Origin of the sequence: Falsiruegeria mediterranea M17 (genome assembly GCF_900302455.1) — a bacterium.
In the GTDB taxonomy this organism is placed as follows: domain Bacteria; phylum Pseudomonadota; class Alphaproteobacteria; order Rhodobacterales; family Rhodobacteraceae; genus Falsiruegeria; species Falsiruegeria mediterranea.
In genome coordinates, this window is sequence record NZ_ONZG01000004.1 from 94,073 (window position 1) to 112,367 (window position 18,295).

At 60.6% G+C, this 18,295-nt stretch carries 17 protein-coding genes; 10 read left to right on the plus strand and 7 right to left on the minus strand.

The window, feature by feature from the left end:
* The first annotated feature begins 81 nt into the window (after positions 1 to 81).
* Entirely contained in the window at positions 82 to 702 is a 621-nt protein-coding gene (rpsD, locus tag TRM7615_RS08930) for a 30S ribosomal protein S4 (RefSeq protein WP_108786625.1), read from the plus strand.
* Positions 703 to 893: 191 nt separating this feature from the next.
* The gene (locus TRM7615_RS08935) at positions 894 to 1,226 is read left to right on the plus strand and encodes a TraR/DksA family transcriptional regulator (protein WP_108786627.1); all 333 of its coding nucleotides are present in this window, start codon (positions 894 to 896) and stop codon (positions 1,224 to 1,226) included.
* Between the two features lie 3 nt (positions 1,227 to 1,229).
* Here TRM7615_RS08935 and TRM7615_RS08940 read toward each other — a convergent pair whose 3' ends face one another.
* Entirely contained in the window at positions 1,230 to 1,691 is a 462-nt protein-coding gene (locus tag TRM7615_RS08940; protein WP_108786628.1) for an Lrp/AsnC family transcriptional regulator, read from the minus strand.
* Between the two features lie 102 nt (positions 1,692 to 1,793).
* On the opposite strand from TRM7615_RS08940, the gene TRM7615_RS08945 reads away from it, so the two are divergent.
* From TRM7615_RS08945 to TRM7615_RS08960, 4 genes are all read left to right on the plus strand, one after another.
* Positions 1,794 to 3,209 carry an aminotransferase class V-fold PLP-dependent enzyme gene (locus TRM7615_RS08945; RefSeq protein WP_108786630.1) on the plus strand — a complete coding sequence of 472 codons (1,416 nt, stop codon included), beginning with the start codon at positions 1,794 to 1,796 and terminating at the stop codon, positions 3,207 to 3,209.
* A 65-nt stretch (positions 3,210 to 3,274) separates the two neighbouring features.
* Positions 3,275 to 4,360: a histidinol-phosphate transaminase gene (gene hisC / locus TRM7615_RS08950; protein WP_108786632.1), complete on the plus strand. Its 1,086-nt coding sequence runs from the start codon at positions 3,275 to 3,277 to the stop codon at positions 4,358 to 4,360.
* Positions 4,357 to 5,277 (plus strand): prephenate/arogenate dehydrogenase family protein, encoded by a 921-nt coding sequence (locus tag TRM7615_RS08955; protein WP_108786634.1) that lies wholly within the window; start codon positions 4,357 to 4,359, stop codon positions 5,275 to 5,277. Before hisC ends, TRM7615_RS08955 begins: the two co-directional genes overlap by 4 nt.
* A complete protein-coding gene (locus TRM7615_RS08960) occupies positions 5,277 to 6,146 on the plus strand; it encodes an extensin-like domain-containing protein (RefSeq protein ID WP_108786636.1) in 870 nt (289 codons plus the stop codon). Before TRM7615_RS08955 ends, TRM7615_RS08960 begins: the two co-directional genes overlap by 1 nt.
* Here TRM7615_RS08960 and TRM7615_RS08965 read toward each other — a convergent pair.
* Complete coding sequence (locus TRM7615_RS08965; protein WP_181893014.1) at positions 6,143 to 7,144, minus strand: DUF2125 domain-containing protein; 1,002 nt, start codon at positions 7,142 to 7,144, stop codon at positions 6,143 to 6,145. The genes TRM7615_RS08960 and TRM7615_RS08965 overlap by 4 nt on opposite strands.
* Positions 7,145 to 7,212: 68 nt before the next feature.
* On the opposite strand from TRM7615_RS08965, the gene TRM7615_RS08970 reads away from it, so the two are divergent.
* The 3 genes from TRM7615_RS08970 to TRM7615_RS08980 all read left to right on the plus strand — a co-directional run bounded on the left by TRM7615_RS08970 (position 7,213) and on the right by TRM7615_RS08980 (position 11,380).
* The gene (locus TRM7615_RS08970; protein ID WP_108786638.1) at positions 7,213 to 7,743 is read left to right on the plus strand and encodes a gamma-glutamylcyclotransferase; all 531 of its coding nucleotides are present in this window, start codon (positions 7,213 to 7,215) and stop codon (positions 7,741 to 7,743) included.
* A 72-nt stretch (positions 7,744 to 7,815) separates the two neighbouring features.
* The gene (locus TRM7615_RS08975) at positions 7,816 to 9,000 is read left to right on the plus strand and encodes a biopolymer transporter ExbB (protein WP_108786640.1); all 1,185 of its coding nucleotides are present in this window, start codon (positions 7,816 to 7,818) and stop codon (positions 8,998 to 9,000) included.
* Positions 9,001 to 9,004: 4 nt separating this feature from the next.
* Complete coding sequence (locus TRM7615_RS08980) at positions 9,005 to 11,380, plus strand: peptidoglycan -binding protein (protein ID WP_108786642.1); 2,376 nt, start codon at positions 9,005 to 9,007, stop codon at positions 11,378 to 11,380.
* Positions 11,381 to 11,383: 3 nt separating this feature from the next.
* Here the strand turns inward: TRM7615_RS08980 and TRM7615_RS08985 are convergent, their stop codons facing one another.
* The 4 genes from TRM7615_RS08985 to gloB all read right to left on the minus strand — a co-directional run bounded on the left by TRM7615_RS08985 (position 11,384) and on the right by gloB (position 16,153).
* The gene (locus TRM7615_RS08985; RefSeq protein ID WP_108786644.1) at positions 11,384 to 11,899 is read right to left on the minus strand and encodes a DinB family protein; all 516 of its coding nucleotides are present in this window, start codon (positions 11,897 to 11,899) and stop codon (positions 11,384 to 11,386) included.
* A gap of 28 nt (positions 11,900 to 11,927) precedes the next feature.
* The gene (locus tag TRM7615_RS08990) at positions 11,928 to 12,887 is read right to left on the minus strand and encodes a M23 family metallopeptidase (RefSeq protein WP_108786646.1); all 960 of its coding nucleotides are present in this window, start codon (positions 12,885 to 12,887) and stop codon (positions 11,928 to 11,930) included.
* Positions 12,887 to 15,211, minus strand: a complete 2,325-nt coding sequence (gene clpA, locus TRM7615_RS08995; protein ID WP_108786648.1) for an ATP-dependent Clp protease ATP-binding subunit ClpA — start codon at positions 15,209 to 15,211, stop codon at positions 12,887 to 12,889. The genes TRM7615_RS08990 and clpA overlap by 1 nt, the downstream gene beginning before the upstream one ends.
* 174 nt (positions 15,212 to 15,385) lie before the next feature.
* Positions 15,386 to 16,153 (minus strand): hydroxyacylglutathione hydrolase, encoded by a 768-nt coding sequence (gene gloB / locus TRM7615_RS09000; protein ID WP_108786650.1) that lies wholly within the window; start codon positions 16,151 to 16,153, stop codon positions 15,386 to 15,388.
* A gap of 62 nt (positions 16,154 to 16,215) precedes the next feature.
* Between gloB and TRM7615_RS09005 the strand changes: the two genes are divergently transcribed.
* Positions 16,216 to 16,962, plus strand: a complete 747-nt coding sequence (locus TRM7615_RS09005; RefSeq protein WP_108786652.1) for a methyltransferase domain-containing protein — start codon at positions 16,216 to 16,218, stop codon at positions 16,960 to 16,962.
* A gap of 85 nt (positions 16,963 to 17,047) precedes the next feature.
* On the opposite strand, the gene TRM7615_RS09010 is transcribed toward TRM7615_RS09005, so the two are convergent.
* Positions 17,048 to 18,166 carry a calcium-binding protein gene (locus tag TRM7615_RS09010; RefSeq protein ID WP_108786654.1) on the minus strand — a complete coding sequence of 373 codons (1,119 nt, stop codon included), beginning with the start codon at positions 18,164 to 18,166 and terminating at the stop codon, positions 17,048 to 17,050.
* Between the last annotated feature and the right edge of the window lie 129 nt (positions 18,167 to 18,295).

Below are 18,295 nucleotides of genomic sequence, written 5' to 3' on the forward strand. Positions count from 1 at the left end.
CTGTCATGTCTGCAAAGGCAAGAGGACAACGCCCTTCATAGCAGCCCATCCGGGCCGCGACCCTAACGAAGGAGATCAGCCGTGACCAAACGCACGTCTGCCAAGTACAAAATCGACCGCCGCATGGGCGAAAACATCTGGGGCCGTCCGAAGTCCCCAGTTAACCGTCGCGAATATGGCCCCGGCCAGCACGGTCAGCGCCGCAAGGGCAAACTGTCCGACTTCGGTATCCAGCTGCGCGCCAAGCAGAAGCTCAAAGGCTACTACGGCGACCTGACCGAAAAGCAGTTCCGCCGCATCTATGCCGAAGCTGTTCGTGTGAACGGCGACACCGGTGAAAACCTCATCGGTCTGCTGGAGCGCCGCCTGGACGCGGTTGTTTACCGCGCCAAGTTCGTTGCAACCGTTTTCGCCGCACGTCAGTTCGTGAACCACGGCCACGTCAAGGTGAACGGCAAAAAGGTCAACATCCCCTCGTACCGCGTCAAAGAAGGCGACGTGATCGAAGTGCGTGACAAATCCAAGCAGTTGGCTTTTGTGATGGAAGCAGCAGGCCTGGCCGAGCGTGACGTTCCGGACTACATCGAAGCCGACCACTCGAAGATGACCGCCACCTTCGTGCGCACCCCCGGTCTGGGCGACGTGCCGTACCCGGTTCTGATGGAACCGAACCTGGTCGTCGAATTCTACGCAAAGAACTAAGGCGTTTACGCTTCATACAGGAAAGCATCGAAGGGCGCGTTCGACCGAAGGGAGAGGCAGCGCCGTTCGATACGAGCCAAGCGTACAACGACTGTCTTCGCCGACAGACAGATTTCAGAAAGACCGCGCTTTTGGCGCGGTCTTTTTTTGTGCTCTTGCCTTTGCGGGATGCGTCATGACACCCTTTGGTCATGAACCCCGAGCACTTCCGTTCCCTGATCCTGGAAAGACTGGCCGCACTGGATGCCGACGACGAGGCTGGTAAGCAGGGTCAAGCCATCGTCAAGCTTGATCAGACCAGCGTCGGACGCCTCAGCCGGATGGATGCCTTGCAACATCAAGCCATGGCGCAGGCCACCGCCCGCAGACGCGAGGCGGAGCGGATGCGTCTGAAAGCGGCGCTCGACCGGATCGAGTGTGATGAGTTCGGATATTGCACCGATTGCGGTGAAGACATCCCTGTACTACGCCTTGAGGCTGACCCCGGCATTGCGCGCTGCGCAGAGTGCACCCGCGGGGCCTAAGGCCTACAAGGGCAGAGGCCGCCCCTCCGCAATTGCCTCCATCGCGAAGTACGACGTGACACTGTCCAGCTCGACTTTCTCGATCAGCCGTTGGTAGACCTTGTCGTAGGACGCCATGTCTTCGGTCACGACTTTGAGCTGATAGTCATAATCGCCCCCGATGCGGTGAAAATCGACCACCTCGGGGATAGTCAGCACATGGCTGCGAAAGGCCTGTAGCCACTCGGCCGAATGGTGCCTTGTGCGCAGCATCACAAAGACCACTAGGTTCAGGCCCAGCTGTTGCCGGTCGATCCGCGCGGTGGACCCTTGCAGCAGGCCACTGTCATTCAGCGCCTTCAGGCGACGCCAGCAGGCGTTCTGCGACAGGCCGACGCGATCGGCCAGCTCTCGTTGAGACAGGCTGCCGTCCTTTTGCAGTTCGCGCAGCAGCTTGATGTCAATCTGATCGAGTGTTTTTTGCATTTCAAATCATATGACCCAAAAAAACCGAGCTTCAAGCAAAATCTGAGTATGTTTCCTCGGGCTGACAATATCACATTGGTCCTTGTAATAGGAGCCCACCTCATGACCCTGACCCATTTCCGCGAAACCATCGAAGCCGCCACTCACGATAACACCCTCGCGGATGGGCTGATCGGAGAGAATGTTCTGATCCCGGGTCTGCATGGGGACGTGCCGCTTGTTTATGCGGATTACGTTGCTTCGGGGCGCGCGTTGCGCCAGGTCGAAGACTATGTGGCCACGCATGTGTTGCCGTTTTATGCCAACAGCCACACCGAAGCCTCCTATTGCGGATCCTACATGACTCGGTTGCGTCGTGACGCGCGCGCCGAGATTGCCCGCCTTGTTGGTGCCACGGAAGAGGACGCGGTGATCTTTGCCGGGTCTGGTGCCACCGCGGGTCTCAACCGGCTGGTCAGCTTGATGGGAGTTGAGAGGGCCGACCGGCCGGTTGTATTGATCGGGCCGTATGAGCATCATTCCAACATCCTGCCCTGGCGTGAAAGCAAGGCGCAGGTGGTCGAAATCCCCGAAGGCGACGGCGGCGGGCCGGATCTGGCTGCGCTTGAGGCAGCATTGATCGAACACGCAGCTGCGGATCTGATCATCGGCAGCTTCTCGGCCGCGTCGAACGTGACCGGCATCATCACCGATCCCGATCCTGTGACCCGGTTGCTGAAACGCTATGGCGCCCTGTCGGTTTGGGATTATGCCGGTGGAGGACCGTACCTGCCCATGTCCATGGGGCAGGGTGCTGTGCGCAAGGACGCGATCGTGGTCTCTCCGCACAAGTTCCCGGGTGGTCCGGGGGCCTCGGGCGTGTTGGTCGTGAACAAGGGCGCGGTCAAGCGCGACTGCCCAAGTTGGCCGGGTGGCGGGACGGTGTCCTTTGTCTCGCCCTGGCGGCATGACTATTCCGACGACCTTTCCGTGCGTGAAGAGGCGGGCACGCCCAATGTCGTCGGCGACATCCGGGCAGCGTTGGCCTTTATTGTCAAAGACGCGGTGGGGGCCGATGCGATCGCTGTACGCGAGGCGAAATACAACCAGATGGCGCTGGACGGCTGGGCCGACAACCCGCATCTGACGCTTTTGGGCACGGACGCTGCGCATCGCTTGCCGATCTTTTCGTTTCTGGTGCAGGACACATCTGGCGCGCCGGTACACCAGCAGCTGTTCACCCGGATGCTGAGCGACATCTACGGTATTCAGGCCCGCGGCGGCTGCGCCTGTGCGGGGCCTTATGCACACCGCCTGCTCGGCATCGACCGCGAGATGTCGATGGCGCTGCATGCCGATCTGGAAGCTGGCCGAGAGTTGCAGAAACCGGGCTGGGTGCGTCTTAATTTTTCTTATCTGATGAGCGAAGAAACAGTTCAGTTCATCATTGACAGCGTCACCGACCTGTCCCACCGGACCGAAGAGTATGCGCCGTTCTACAACGTCGACCCCGCTACGGCTCGGTTCAAGGCGGCGTGACGGTTTTGCCGCTTTTCTAGCGGAGGTGAGAGCGATATGACGGGGCTATCCAAGGGAGCCCTGACATGAACGAACTCACCCCGCAGCCTGGCATCATGGACATCGCCCTGTACCAAGGGGGCGCGGCCCATGTGAAAGGCGTCGAGAATGTCATCAAGCTCAGCTCGAACGAGAACCCGTTCGGGCCAAGCCCAAAGGCGATTGACGCCGTGCGCGACAGTGCGGCAGATCTGCATCGATATCCCAGCACCGACCATGGCCCGTTGCGGGCGGCCATTGGTGTGCAGCATGGGCTCGATCCCGATCGCATCATCTGCGGTGTAGGCAGTGATGAGGTTCTGCAGTTCGTCGTGCAGTGTTACGCCGGTGTCGGCGACGAAGTGATCTATACCGAGCACGGGTTTTCCATGTATCCGATCCTGGCCCGCGCCGCCGGAGCGGTTCCGGTGCAGGTGCCCGAGCGCGATCGCATGGTGGATGTGGACGCTATCCTGTCGGCATGCACCGACCGTACGCGTGTGGTGTTCCTGACCAATCCGGGCAATCCGACCTCAACCATGATCCCCGAGGCAGAGGTGATGCGCCTGGCTTCTGGCTTGCCGGGGCACGTGATCCTGGTGGTGGATGGGGCCTATACAGAATACGTCGATGGCTTTGACGGCGGCGCGTCGGTCGTAGATGCCCATGACAATGTGATCATGACGCGCACATTCTCCAAGATCTATGGCTTGGGGGGGATGCGTGTCGGTTGGGGTTATGCGCCAAGGGCGATCATTGATGTGCTGAACCGGGTCCGCCAACCGTTCAACCTGTCTGCAACCGCTCTGGCTGCGGCCGAGGCCGCGGTGCGCGATCAGGGGTATGTTGAACACTGCCGATCGGAAAACACGCGCCTGGGCGCTTGGCTGGCAGAAGAACTGGCCAAGCTTGGCGTGCCGTCGGATCCGTCAAACACGAACTTCATCCTTGCCCGCTTTGCCGATCAGGCCGAGGCCGAGGCCTGTGACGCTTATTTGCAGCAGCAGGGGTTGATCGTTCGGCGTGTGGCTGGATACAACCTGCCAAATGCTTTGCGGATCACCGTAGGGGATGAAACGGCCTGTCATCGCGTGGCAAAGGCCATCACGGACTTCAAGGAGCGCCACCAATGAACCAGGTATACGACCGCGTCGCGCTAATCGGCCTGGGCCTGATCGCGTCGTCGATGTTCTGGGCGATCAAGCGTGCGGGCTTGGCGGGCGAGGTGACAGGATATGCGCGTTCGCCTGAAACCCGTGATACGGCGCGTCGCATTGGTCTGTGCGATCGGATTTGCGACAGTGCGGCCGAGGCCGCTGAGGGCGCTGACCTTGTCGTTTTGTGCGTTCCTGTGGGTGCCATGGGCAAAGTCGCGCAAGAAATCGGACCTGTGCTGAAACCCGGTGCAACCGTATCAGACGTGGGATCGGTCAAGCGACATGTCATCGAATCCGTTTCCCCCCACATCCCCGAAGGTGTTCATTTCGTGCCAGCCCACCCGCTGGCCGGGACCGAGCACTCTGGCCCCGAAAGTGGCTTTGCAGAGCTTTATGACAACCGTTGGTGTCTGCTGGTCCCAGCCGAGGGCAGCGATCCACAGGCCGTGGCCAATTTGCGCGCCTTGTGGGAGGGGATGGGTGCCAATGTCGAAGAGATGGACGCTGACCACCATGATCTGGTGCTGGCCGTGACATCCCATGCGCCGCACCTGATTGCTTATACGATGGTGGGGGTGGCTGACGACCTGCGGCGCGTGACAGACAGCGAAGTCATCAAGTATTCGGCCGCCGGTTTCCGTGACTTTACCCGGATTGCCGCGTCCGATCCGACCATGTGGCGGGACGTGTTCCTGACCAACAAGGACGCGACGCTGGAAATTCTGGGACGCTTTACCGAAGAGCTTTTTGCCTTGCAGCGGGCCATTCGGACGGGGGATGGGGAGCAATTGTTCGACTATTTCACCCGTACTCGCGCGATCCGGCGGGGCATCATCGAGGCAGGGCAGGACACCGACGCGCCTGACTTTGGCCGCGGGAAAACGGCACAGTGATGGCTCGGGCGCTTCTCCCCGCAACTCTGGCAGTGGTGCTTTGCGCCCTGCCGGTTGCGGCGACAGCGCCCGAAACATCGCTCAGGCCGCAAGCGCGGGCCCCACAATCCGTGGCCGTGACCGCCGCCGTTCAGGAAGCATCGGTCCAGGCTGCTGCAGCCGAGGCCGCCGCTTTTGTCGTCGGCAGTCGGGCCCGACCGGTGTCTCGCCCTGTGTCCGATCAACTTGTGCAGGTTGCGGCCCGCCCGGCGGATTTGCCGTCATTGGGCCCCGACGTCTCGTTGCGGCCCTACATGCGACCCAAGGCAGTCGAGGAAGAGGCGTTTTTCAAGCGGCGCAAAAAACGCAAGGGATCGGTTTGCGGCAACATCGAAATCCAGGGGCAGGCCGCTGGGGACGTTCCGGGTAAGATCCGAGGCTGCGGCATTGACGATGCCGTTCGGGTGACCTCGGTTTCCGGGGTGCGGTTGAGCCGGGCATCGCTGATGACCTGTGACACGGCACGCAGCCTGAACACATGGGTCGAGCGTAGCGTGATCCCGACGTTCCGACGTCGTGGTCCGGTTGTCGAATTGAAAGTTGCCGCGCATTATGCCTGCCGGACCCGCAACAATCGGCCCGGTGCCAAAATCTCGGAACATGGCAAGGGGCGGGCGATCGACATTTCCGCGTTCCGGATGAAAGACGGCGAAGAAATTACCGTGCTTGACGGGTGGAAACGCGGCTCATCCCGCAAGTTGTTGCGACGGGTGTGGAAAGGGGCATGCGGACCCTTTGGTACGGTTCTGGGGCCAGATGCCGATCGATATCATCAGGATCATTTCCATTTCGACACCGCCAAACATCGTAGCGGGAAGTATTGCCGCTAACGCAGGATCAGCCGCGGGGCTGGACCGATGGGCAATGGACCTAGCGCAACAAAACCGTCCCGAAAATTCAACTGCACATCCAGCGCACTTGGATTGCCACCCAGGCTGGCCAACATGTTCAGAACACGTTCGGCCGGATCAACCGCTTGTCGTGGGATTGCGCCTGCGGCTTCGGCCATGGCCAGCATCTCGCGCCAGTTTTCAGCCTTGAGTGCGATTTCACCGGTTGGAATGCCCTGCGCATCCACATCCAGCTTGCCTGCCGCAAACAGGCGCAGCTCACCCCAATGCAGTTCCGCCAGTTTCAGATCAATCGCCACCGGCTGTGGGCGCTTTTCCTCGAGCGCGCTGCGGTCCCACTGTTTGTCGAACTGAATGGCGGTATCCAGTTTCAGTGCATCAAAGCTGCGCGGCAACACGGTCGAGCTTGCCAGGATGCGGCGAATTTCCTCGCCCGGTGTGAAATCCGCGGCATTGATCGTGATCTCATAGGTTTCCGCCTGCTCGGTTTGCACCATCGACAAGGTCAGATCATCGGCATTGGCGACCGGCCCCTTGGGGCCAGAGATCGACCATGCGCCCGCAGTCAACGCCAAACGATCCAATGCCAAAGCAATACCAGGATGCAGATGAAAATCCGCCTGCATGTCCTGCGCTTCGATCACTAGCGTGCGGTCGAAATAGGACAGGCGTTGCGGCGTTGCAGCAAACCTCAGCGTTTGACGCCCCGGCCAGATTGCGGGACTGTCCAGTTCCAACCAATCGCCTTGCCAGGCGGTGCCGGTGGCAGGGTCGGCCAGGGCAGGACTGGTCAGCATCGTGCGGTGCCGCGTGGGATAGCCCGAGGTTTCGATCGTGGCATAATCCGCCTGCCAGCCGCGTTCGCTTTGCGTGATAAACCACCCTTCGATGCCGGACCGCAGGCCAAACCCCGCGATGTACCAATAGGCTGACCACAGCAAACCCAGAACAATGACAACCCGTATCAGCCGCAACATGTGCAAAGGCCCCTTTTTCCTGCTCGTGTTTTGATGTTTATAGGCCGAAACAGGCAAGGACCAGCACCATGACGATGTGGGTATTCGGATACGGATCGCTTTTGTGGAACCCGGGCTTTCCCGTGGCGCACAGCAAACTGGCGACACTGCATGGATATGCACGCTCGTTTTGCATGAGCTCGATCCACCATCGCGGCACCGAGGACAAGCCTGGCCTTGTGCTGGCGCTGGACGAAGTGATGGATGCGCATTGCCAGGGGTTGGCGCTGGCGGTGGAGCCGGGCCACGAGGACAAGACCCTTGCCGAGCTGCGCGAACGCGAGTTGGTGTCGTCGGCCTATCTGGAGCGGATGCTGGATGTAGAGCTGGACGACGGCAGTGTCGTGAATGCCGTCACCTATGTCATTGACCCGGACCACGTGCAGTATTGCGGCGGAATGGAGTTGGAGCGGCAAGCTCAGATCATCGCGCAGGCTGTAGGGGGCCGCGGGCCAAACACCGAATATCTTTACAACACTGCCCAACATCTGACCGAAATCGGCCTGAGCGACCCAGATCTGGATTGGCTGTCCGACCGCGTGCGTGTGCTTTCGGCATAAATCCTTGGCGCAGCGGTCAATTCTTCGCTAGGTTCAGGCCAGAGCAGACAACCCATGTCAGGAAGACCGCGCATGGCGCAACAAGAACTAGAGACGAGACCACAATTCTCGCAACCGATCCAACAGATCGTCACCATGCTGATCGTTCTGGGCTTGTCAGGCGCGGGTGCGTTTCTGGCGCTGCCACGCGTTCTGCCGGTGTTCGAGGCGAACCCCTATCTGAATGGGTTCATCGTCTTTGTCTTCATCATCGGGGTGCTGGCCTGTTTCTGGCAAGTGCTGCAGCTCATCGGCTCGGTCCGCTGGATCGAAGCTTTTGCCGTCGGCGAGCACAACGCCAATGTCGTACCGCCGCAATTGCTGGCCCCACTGGCCTCGCTGCTTCGGTCGCGTGGCGCTCGGATGCAGCTGGGGTCGTCGTCCACGCGCTCGATCCTGGATTCGGTGGCGCAGCGGATTGATGAGGCGCGGGAAATTACGCGCTATATCGTCAACCTTCTGATTTTCCTTGGCCTTCTGGGGACCTTTTATGGTCTGGCAACAACGGTTCCGGCTGTTGTCGACACCATCCGCAGCCTTGCGCCGCAAGAGGGCGAAGAAGGAATTACCGTCTTCAATCGCCTGATGACCGGGCTTGAGGCGCAGTTGGGCGGCATGGGCGTGGCCTTTGCCTCGTCCCTGTTGGGTCTGGCCGGGTCGCTGATCGTGGGCCTGCTGGAACTTTTTGCGGGCCACGGCCAGAACCGTTTCTACCGCGAGCTGGAGGAATGGCTGTCGTCCATCACCCGCGTGGGCTTTAGCTCGGGCGACGGAGACGGTGACGGGAGTGGCGTTGACACCGGGGCCATCACTAACGTGATGGATCACATGGCCGAGCAGATGGAGGGCCTGCGTGCAATGTTCGAAGCATCGGACAAATCGCAAGCCGAAGTGAACGCCCGTCTTGGCCATCTTGTCGACGCCATCAGCGCAATGAGCGACCGCGATCGGCAGACCGAAGGCACAATCGCGGCGCTTGATCGCGTGGCCGCAGGGCAGGATGCCCTGGTCGAGATCATGCGCACCCAAGGCCAACACGAGGGGCTCGATGCGGAAAGCCGGATGCGCTTGCGCTCGATCGACGTGCAGATGCTGCGTATCCTCGAAGAGATTTCCGCCGGCCGTCAGGAAAGCATGACCGAACTGCGCAAAGATATCGAGTTGCTCGTGACTGCAATGTCGGCGGGCCGGGGTCCGAAACCGGGCAGCGGGGACTGATCCCATGGCCCTGTCACGCCGCACGGGTCAAAGGTTCCAAGGGTCGATTTGGCCCGGCTTTGTGGACGCAATGACGGGCCTATTGCTGGTTCTGATGTTTGTCCTGACCATCTTTATGGTGGTGCAATTTGTTCTGCGCGAGACGATTTCAGGCCAGGAAACCGAGCTGGACGCCCTGTCGGCCGAAGTGTCCGCGCTGGCCTTGGCGCTTGGGCTGGAAGAGCGTGAAAGCAACCAACTTGAGGCCCGACTTGGGGCGTTGAATTCGACCCTCAATCAGGCGCAGGACAATCTGGATGCCGCGCAGGCGGAACTTGCAGAACGCGCCTCGATCATCGCCTCGCTCACGGCAGAACGGGACGCGCAGCGCACCGAGTTGACCGAAGCCGAAACCCGGATCACCGGGTTTGAAGCACAAGTCGCCGCGCTTTTGGCGGATCGCGATCGGGCCTTGTCGGACATCGCGACCTTGCAGCAAGAACGCGATGCGCTGGATCAAGCGCGGGTTGATCTGCTGACCGAACAAGAGGCATTGAATCTGGCGCTTGCTCAATCACGCAGCGAGATCGACGCCCAAACCGAAGCCGCGCGTCTGGCCGCGGCGCGGCGCGAAGCGCTTGAGGCGCTGGTGGCAGACCTGCAGAAAGAGGGTGAGGAGAACGCTGGCCGCATCACCTCGTTGGAGCAGCAACTGACCGACGAAGAGGCCGCGCGGCTTGCCGAATCCGCTGCGGCCGAGGCGTTGCGCGAACGGCTGCAAAATGCCGATGCGGAACTGACCGCAATGACGCTGGCCTTGGAACAGCAGCGGCAAGAGGCCGAGGATACCCTGACCTTGCTGGCTGCAGCCGATGCGGCGCGGGACGCCTTGCAGCAAGAGCTGGCGCAGGCCCTGGAGGCGATCGAAGCGGCGCAGGCCCAAGGGCGCGAACGAGACGAATTGGCCGAACGCCTGACGCGTGTTCTGGCCCAGATGGAGGTTACGCAGTCGGAAAACGCGGCGCGCGTCAGCGCGCTTGAGGCGGAATTAAACCGTCTGCGTACTGAGAGCTCAGAAACCCGAGCGACGCTGACGGCCGAGTTGACCGAGGCCCGTACACGTGCTGACGAAACCCGCGATGCGCTCGAGGCTGAACTGGCCAGCCAGCGGGCGGCAAATGTGCAGACCCAGACCCAATACCAAGAAGAGTTGGAGCGGCTGCAGGCCGAAAATGCCGCAAACCGCGCCCGTCTTGAAACGCAACTCAGCGAGGCCGAGGCGCAGGCCGAAACGGCATTGCGCGCCGTGCAGGACGAGTTGACCCGGGTGCGTACTGAATCCGAGACACGCATCGCGGGGCTGGAAACTCAGTTGGCGCAGGCCCAATCCGACCTGGCGTCGGCGCGTGAGCGGGTGGTCAGCACCTCGGAAAGCCGCGCCTCGGTCGAAGCGCGGCTTTTGCAGGCGCTCGAAACACTGGAGCGCGCGCAGGCGGCCGCCTCGGATCAGGATGTGTTGCAGGCCCGACTGCTTGCCGCCTTGAACGCGCAGGACAGTGCAAGCCAAGCGGCCGCCGAACAACGCAGCCTGGCCGAAGAACGCGCGGCCCTGCTGGCCAAGGCGCGCGAAACTCTGGCCGAGGAGCAAGAGATCTCGGCTGAGGCACAGCGCCAGACGGCCCTGCTGAACCAGCAGGTGGCCGCCCTGCGCACCCAATTGGGCGGGTTGCAGGCGTTGCTGGATGATTTCAAGGATCGGGACGCGGCCGCACAGGTGCAGCTGCAGACCCTGGGGCAGGATTTGAACGCTGCCCTGGCCCGTGCCGCCTCCGAAGAACGCAAACGTCGCCTGCTGGAAGAGGCCGAGCGTCAGCGGTTGGAGGCCGAGGCCGCCAAACTGGCCGAAGAGGCCCGCGCGCTCGAAGCGCAGACCAAGGATCTGGAGCAATACCGCTCTGAGTTCTTTGGGCGCTTGCGCGGGCTGTTGGGCGATCAAGAGGGCGTTCGGATCGAAGGCGACCGGTTTGTGTTTTCGTCCGAGGTTCTGTTTGCCCCCGGCAGTGCCGAATTGTCGATCGAAGGTGAATTCGAGATCGCCAAGGTGGCCCGCATCCTGCGGTCGATTGCCAGGGAAATCCCGGCTGAAATCGATTGGGTGATCCGCGTGGACGGCCACACCGACAACGTGCCGCTGTTTGGAACCGGTAAATACGCTGACAACTGGGAGCTTAGCCAGGGCCGGGCTCTGTCGGTGGTGCGATATATGGTCGAGTTTCTTGCCATCCCACCGGATCGCCTGTCGGCAAACGGATTTGGTGAATACCAGCCGTTGAACACTGCAGACACGCCCGAAGCGCGGGCACAAAACCGACGCATCGAGTTGAAGTTGACGGAAAAATAACGCTCAGAGTACGGCGTAGCTTTCCGGCATAAAGGGGATGTCGGTGTCCCCTGGGCGTGCACCTGCGGCTGTCAACATGGCGTGGATCTGGCCCCGGTGGTGGGTTTGGTGATTGAAGAACTGCATCACCAGCAGGAATTTCGGTTTGGTCACATCGCGTTCAATCGCCCCGGAGTACCAACTCAGATCGCCGTTGAACCAGGCTTCCGGCACCTCTTTGGCCCAGGCCAGGATCTGCCGGTCCAGATCCTTGCGACGGAGGCAATATGCCTCCCACTCTGGCAGATACTGGGCGGAATCCGCGATTGCCAGATCGGGCGGCTGGATGTCCGCAAAACGACTGAACCAGATCGTATCGCCCCAGGCGAGGTGGGAGAACGTCCGTTGGATCGAACCGAAAAAAGCGCCGCGATCTTTATGGCGCTCGGCCTCGGACAGAGTGTTCGCTGCGGTGATCAGATTGTCGTTTTGCCAAAGATTGTATCGCGCCATGGCCTGGCAATAGGCGGGGTTGGGCATTGGATGCACCTGTCTGGTTGTTGGGGGATCAGTCGATCGTCGCTTGGGTTGTGGCGCGGCTCAACACCTCACCATCGCGGATCATGGTCACGATGCCATCATATTCGCCACTTGGCCAGCGTGATGTTTTCAACCGCTTGCCATAGGCGCGAAAAAACCGGGCCAGGTTCTTTTCCAGAACCGAGTCATAGCTGGCCATCAACCCTTCAGGGCCGTGGATTTCGATCCGGACAACGTCGCCTTTGCGACCGCCATAGGCGAACCCATACAGAACCAACGCACCCGATTTTGGTGACATCTGGGTTTGTTTTGCGTCGCCTGTGTGAACCTCTTCATAGTCCGGCACACGGTCGGCGAACCCGGCTTCGATCAGGGCGCCGGGGAGGTATTCGGGGACAGAGCGCCAAAGGTTGCCGCCCTCGACATTGCAAGCGGCCACATCGCCTGTGTTGAATGGATCAACAACACTACCATTGTGGCGCACGGACAAATGCAGGTGAGGGAATTGGGTTTTGCCGCTCAGGCCGATCTCACCCAGCACCGTGCCGCGCTTGACCTTGTATCCGGTGCGCACCCGGACCGAGCCCTTTTTCATATGGCAATACTGCGTTTCCCAACCATCGTCGTGCCGCACGACAACGCCATTGCCGCATTCCTTGCCCTTGACGTCCTTGGCATTGTCGATGGTGTAGAGCCGATCATCCATCCCATCACGTACGCCGCGCACCACACCGGGCGCGGCGGCAATGACATTCACGCCATCCCGCATCGCTTGCAGGGTGGGAAGAGAGAAATCGGTGCCCTTGTGACCGTCATAGGCCAGGTTACCGCATTGATAATCGCGATAGCCATCCCCGGCGTCGCGGTCGACATATTGCTGGATGTGGCAGGTTTCACCAAGGATACAATCAACGGGCAGGGTCAAAACAGGTTCGCTCGCCGCAGGGAATGCGGCGAGCGAGATAAGTGCGATCAGCGCCGCACGCATTAGTCTGCGGTCAAAAGCGGAGGCTTGTCACCCGAAATGCGCGGCTTGTCAGGACCGTCGATCTGCAGATCCAGCTCACCATCCTTGACGCCGACACGAACGACGCCACCCTTGGCCAGTTTGCCAAACAGCAACTCCTCGGCGAGCGGCTTCTTGATGTGTTCCTGGATCACACGACCAAGCGGGCGGGCGCCCATTTTGTCGTCATACCCTTTGTCAGCAAGCCATGCGGCTGCGGGGCGCGTCAGCTCAATGGACACGTTGCGGTCCATCAACTGCGCTTCAAGCTGCAACACGAACTTTTCGACCACCTGCAAGATGACTTCTTTCGGCAGCGGCGCAAAGGAGATCACGGCATCCAGACGGTTGCGGAATTCGGGCGTGAATGTCCGCTCGATGGCGGCGGTATCTTCACCCTCGCGGCGATCACGGGCAAAGCCGATGGCGGCCTTGGCTTGTTCCTGCGCGCCCGCGTTCGACGTCATGATCAGCACCACGTTGCGGAAATTCACCGTCCGACCGTTGTGATCGGTCAACTCGCCGTGGTCCATAACCTGGAGCAAGATGTTGAACACATCCGGGTGCGCCTTTTCGATCTCGTCCAGTAGCAACACACAGTGTGGATGCTGGTCGACGCCGTCGGTCAGCATGCCACCCTGGTCGAACCCGACATAGCCCGGAGGGGCACCGATCAGACGGGACACCGCGTGCTTCTCCATGTATTCCGACATGTCAAAGCGCAGCAACTCCACACCCAGCGTATCGGCCAATTGCTTGGCGACCTCGGTCTTGCCGACGCCTGTTGGGCCGGCAAACAGGTAGTTGCCGATGGGCTTTTCAGGCTCTCGCAGACCGGCACGGGCCAGTTTGATGGCGCTCGACAGGGCCTCGATGGCGTTGTCCTGACCAAACACCACACGTTTCAGGCTGGCCTCAAGATCCTTGAGCACCTCGGCGTCGTCCTTGGTGACGTTCTTGGGCGGAATGCGGGCGATCTTGGCCACAACGGCCTCGATCTCTTTCACGCCGATCGTCTTGCGACGCTTGCTTTCGGCCACCAGATGCTGCGCGGCTCCGGCCTCGTCAATGACGTCGATGGCCTTGTCGGGCAGTTTGCGGTCGTTGATGTAGCGTGCCGACAGTTCAACCGCGGTCTTGATCGCATCCGCGGTGTACTTGATGTCGTGGTGCTCTTCGAAGTAGGGCTTCAGACCCTTCAGGATTTTCACGCTGTCTTCAACCGTGGGTTCGTTCACGTCGATTTTCTGGAACCGGCGGCTCAGCGCGCGGTCCTTTTCGAAATGCTGGCGGAATTCCTTGTAGGTGGTCGACCCCATGGTGCGCAACTTGCCGCCCTGCAAGGCAGGTTTCAGCAGGTTCGAGGCATCCATGGCACCACCCGAGGTGGCACCCGCGCCGATGACAGTGTGGATCTCGTCGATGAACAGCACGGCGTCGGGGTGATCTTCAAGCTCGGTCACAACCGCTTTCAGACGCTCCTCAAAGTCACCGCGATATCGCGTACCGGCCAGCAGTGCACCCATGTCGAGCGAATAGATTGTTGTGTTCGACAGAACCTCGGGCGTGTTGCCGTTGACGATCTTGCGGGCCAGACCCTCGGCGATCGCCGTTTTACCCACGCCTGGATCCCCCACCAACAGTGGATTGTTCTTGCGGCGGCGGCACAGCACCTGAATACAGCGCTCGACCTCGGAATCGCGGCCGATCAGCGGGTCAATGTCGCCTTCGCGCGATTTGGCATTCAGGTCGACACAGTATTTGGCCAGCGCGCTTTCTTTTTGCTCGCCCTCGGTCGTGGCGGTGTGCACCTCTTCTTCGGCGTCGGTGGCACCGGAGACAGGGCGGCTTTCGCCGAATTCGGGGTCCTTGGCGACACCATGGGCGATGAAATTCACCGCGTCATAGCGGGTCATGTCCTGCTCTTGCAGGAAATAGGCGGCGTTGCTTTCGCGTTCGGCAAAGATCGCGACAAGCACGTTGGCGCCGGTCACCTCGGTGCGGCCAGATGACTGTACATGGATCGCAGCGCGCTGGATCACACGCTGGAAGGCGGCCGTCGGAACCGCCTCGGATCCGTCTATGTCCGTGACAAGGTTCGACAAATCCTCGTCGATGAACTCGACCAGGGTGCCGCGAAGCTCGCTTAAGTCCACGCTACAGGCCTTCATGACGCGCACTGCATCAGGCTCGTCCAGAAGCGCCAGAAGCAGATGCTCCAGCGTGGCAAATTCGTGACGCCGTTCGTTTGCCGCCGCCAGGGCTGCGTGAATGGCTTGTTCAAGTGTGCTCGAGAATGAAGGCACGCGGGTGCTCCTCTGTCTTGGGTCGGGCGGGGCGTGGGATGGAGGCACCCCCAACAGCCAACCATGTCCTCATAGTATTAGAGTTTGGTTGATGTTTGCCCGGCTTCAAGGGTTTTCTTTCATTTAGCGGTCACATTTGTTGTGACTGTTGTTGTGAACCGGGCTGCGAAGGGATCAGAATTTGTCCTTGCGCGACCGGATTTCGGTGAACACAGCCGCCGGATCGGCGCCAAACATGCCCAGATTGGCTGCAATACCCGGCTCTGCGGCGCGCAGAAAGGGGTTAGTTGCCAATTCCAGTGCCAAAGACGATGGAACGGTGGGTTTACCAGCGGCGCGGGCTTGGGCGATATCGGCCACGCGGGTTTGTAGATCGGCATTCTCAGGCTCGATTGTAACCGCAAAGGCGCCATTGGATTGGGTGTATTCGTGGCCCGAACATACTGTAGTTTCGGGGGGCAGGGCGGCCATTTTGCACAGCGAGGCCCACATTTGGTCCGGGGTGCCCTCGAACAGGCGGCCACAGCCCAGTGCCATCAGGCTGTCGGCGGTGAACAGAACCGAGCTTGCAGGCATGTGAAAGGCGATGTGGCCGACAGTGTGGCCCGAAACGTCCATGACATGCACGGCTTCGCCGCCAAATTCGAATGTGTCCCCGTCCTTCACTTGGGCATCCAGGGCAGGCAGGCGGTGCGCGTCTGCGGCGGCCCCGATGACCTTTGCGGGGTGTTTGGCCAGAATGCCGCCCAAACCGTCCACATGGTCCCAATGGTGATGCGTCAGTAACACGTGGCTGAGCGACCATCCGCGCGCCTCAAGCTCGGCCAGGATGGGCCCGGCTTCGGGGGCGTCCACAAGCGCGGTTTCTCCGCTTGCGTCATCATGGGCCAGAAAGGCATAGTTGTCTGAGAGGCAGGGAATGGTGACGATCTCGAGAGGCATGGCCTTTTGACCTTTCGTTGCTAAACTGATCCGCAGCTTGGCTGATCATACGGGCGTCCGCAATGCATCTTGATGTGCAGGATCTTAGGAATTTTTACTACCGCAGCACATTGGGACGTGCGGCGCAGGCAGCTGTGCGCGGTCGTGTGCAAGCGATCTGGCCGCAAGCCACCGGGCAGACCATCGCGGGGTTCGGCTTTGCCGTGCCGTTGCTGCGCCCCTATCTGGGCGATGCGCGTCGGGTGATCGGGCTGATGCCTGGGCCACAGGGGGTGATGGCCTGGCCTGCGGGGCAACCCAATGTCTCGGTCCTGGTCGAAGAGACGCTTTGGCCGATCGAGACGGGACATATCGACCGGCTGATCGTGATGCACGGGCTGGAAACGTCCGAACGGCCTTCGGACTTGCTGGATGAATGCTGGCGGGTTCTGGGCCCGGGAGGCAGGGCGCTGTTTGTGGTGCCAAACCGGGCGGGCCTATGGTCGCGGTCGGACAAGACACCGTTCGGCTACGGCCGCCCCTATACGCTCACCCAGCTTGAGGCGCAGTTGCGAAAGCATGAGTTCGAGCCCGAGTTCCACTGCTCGGCACTGTATCACCCGCCGTCCTTCAAACGCTTCTGGCTGAAATCCGGCCCGCTGTTGGAGCGCACCGGAACACGTATCCCGACGATCATGGCAGGCGGCGTCTTTTTGGTCGAAGTGTCCAAACGTCTGCATCCGCCACGGGGCGCGGGGATCAAGGACAAGGTGCCAAGCCGCATCCGCATCCTCGAAGGCCTGTCCAACCCGCTGCCAAAACCGGCCTGACCCTATAGCGTTTCGGTTTTGAAGTGAGGCACGAATACCCTGCTGCGCCTTTGGCATTCTCGGGACATTCGTGCCGTTGAATGATTCAGGTAAAGCCTGAAACACTTTGGAACACCACATCACGGTTGATGGTGAAAAGATCAATTGAGGCCTCAAGTTGGGGGGCTGTCCGCACCTCCAGCAGATCCTGACCGCTTTGCGTGCTGATTGTGATCAGCTGATAGGGTGATCGAGGGGCGTCCACCTGGGTGGCTGTGATTGACAGATCACCGGTCACCTCGGGTGGCAGGTTCAGGACCACCTCGCTGTTGGGGAAATACGGGCCATCCAGCAGTGCCGGACCCTGGGCCAGGTCTTCGGGATAGACGTTCAGCGTGTACTGCCCATCGCCAAAGTCGGCGATTGTGTCCCCTGGGCCGATCACATAGCTATCGAACCCGGGCCCGCCGGCAAAGCTGTTGGTGCCCGAGCCGCGTTCGGCCACAAAGCTGTCATCGCCGTACCCGCCGTCGGCCGACACATCGCCCGCGCGCGCGACGATAGTATCATCACCGTTGCCGCCATAGGCATAGGATGTGTCACCGGGCAGGGTGAGCACATCATTGCCTGCGCCGCCATCGACGTTGATGTTTTCGCCAATGGCTACAAAGCTGTCATTGCCATCACCAAGGCGAACAATTGCATTGTCGCTGTCTGACGTGACCTGGTCATCGCCCGCGCCGGTTACCACGGCTTCGCCTGCATCAGCGACCAGAACGTCATTCTCGTCTGTGCCGACTTCCAAGGTAAGGGGTGTGCCCTCGGGGTATCCGTTGATGACAATTTGGTCGTCACTCAAGGTCGGCACGCCCTCGAGCCGGATCAAGAACGAAAGTGGCTCGTCGGATCGCGCCCATCCCGCGGGAGAGTTGAAGAGGTAATGCGCAATCACATCCGTATGGCTGCCGTCCTCTGCTGGTTCAATCTCGATTTCTGACAGAGTTATGTGCTCCTCCTCTTCGATGGCCAGCTGCTCGGTTTGGGGGTCGAAATCGGTGATTGTAACGGTCTGTAGTATATTACGTTCGTAATCCTCGTCTGCTGTGTCGGCGGGCTCGGCGTCTGACGTGTCCGCAGGGTCATCAGATGGAGGCGGGGCGTCGTAGGCATTCCTTCCCGATTGCTCATCAGGGTAAATGCTCGTTTTGAAGCCAAACCGATCCACGCCGTCCCCACCTGTCAGGGTGATCCGTCCTATTTCGTCGGCGAAGTTTTCTGCAACGCTGGCAAAAAGGGTATCTTCTCCCGCACCCCCGTCAGCCTTTCCGCTGTAGGCAAGTATGCGGTCGTTGCC

What these genes read in the sequence shown, in the direction of transcription:
- TRM7615_RS08935 (WP_108786627.1), top strand. Translation starts at nt 894, where the DNA reads ATGAACCCCGAGCACTTCCGTTCCCTGATCCTGGAAAGACTGGCCGCA.
- TRM7615_RS08940 (WP_108786628.1), bottom strand. Translation starts at nt 1,691, where the DNA reads ATGCAAAAAACACTCGATCAGATTGACATCAAGCTGCTGCGCGAACTG.
- TRM7615_RS08945 (WP_108786630.1), top strand. Translation starts at nt 1,794, where the DNA reads ATGACCCTGACCCATTTCCGCGAAACCATCGAAGCCGCCACTCACGAT.
- hisC (WP_108786632.1), top strand. Translation starts at nt 3,275, where the DNA reads ATGAACGAACTCACCCCGCAGCCTGGCATCATGGACATCGCCCTGTAC.
- TRM7615_RS08955 (WP_108786634.1), top strand. Translation starts at nt 4,357, where the DNA reads ATGAACCAGGTATACGACCGCGTCGCGCTAATCGGCCTGGGCCTGATC.
- TRM7615_RS08960 (WP_108786636.1), top strand. Translation starts at nt 5,277, where the DNA reads ATGGCTCGGGCGCTTCTCCCCGCAACTCTGGCAGTGGTGCTTTGCGCC.
- TRM7615_RS08965 (WP_181893014.1), bottom strand. Translation starts at nt 7,144, where the DNA reads ATGTTGCGGCTGATACGGGTTGTCATTGTTCTGGGTTTGCTGTGGTCA.
- TRM7615_RS08970 (WP_108786638.1), top strand. Translation starts at nt 7,213, where the DNA reads ATGACGATGTGGGTATTCGGATACGGATCGCTTTTGTGGAACCCGGGC.
- TRM7615_RS08975 (WP_108786640.1), top strand. Translation starts at nt 7,816, where the DNA reads ATGGCGCAACAAGAACTAGAGACGAGACCACAATTCTCGCAACCGATC.
- TRM7615_RS08980 (WP_108786642.1), top strand. Translation starts at nt 9,005, where the DNA reads ATGGCCCTGTCACGCCGCACGGGTCAAAGGTTCCAAGGGTCGATTTGG.
- TRM7615_RS08985 (WP_108786644.1), bottom strand. Translation starts at nt 11,899, where the DNA reads ATGCCCAACCCCGCCTATTGCCAGGCCATGGCGCGATACAATCTTTGG.
- TRM7615_RS08990 (WP_108786646.1), bottom strand. Translation starts at nt 12,887, where the DNA reads ATGCGTGCGGCGCTGATCGCACTTATCTCGCTCGCCGCATTCCCTGCG.
- gloB (WP_108786650.1), bottom strand. Translation starts at nt 16,153, where the DNA reads ATGCCTCTCGAGATCGTCACCATTCCCTGCCTCTCAGACAACTATGCC.
- TRM7615_RS09005 (WP_108786652.1), top strand. Translation starts at nt 16,216, where the DNA reads ATGCATCTTGATGTGCAGGATCTTAGGAATTTTTACTACCGCAGCACA.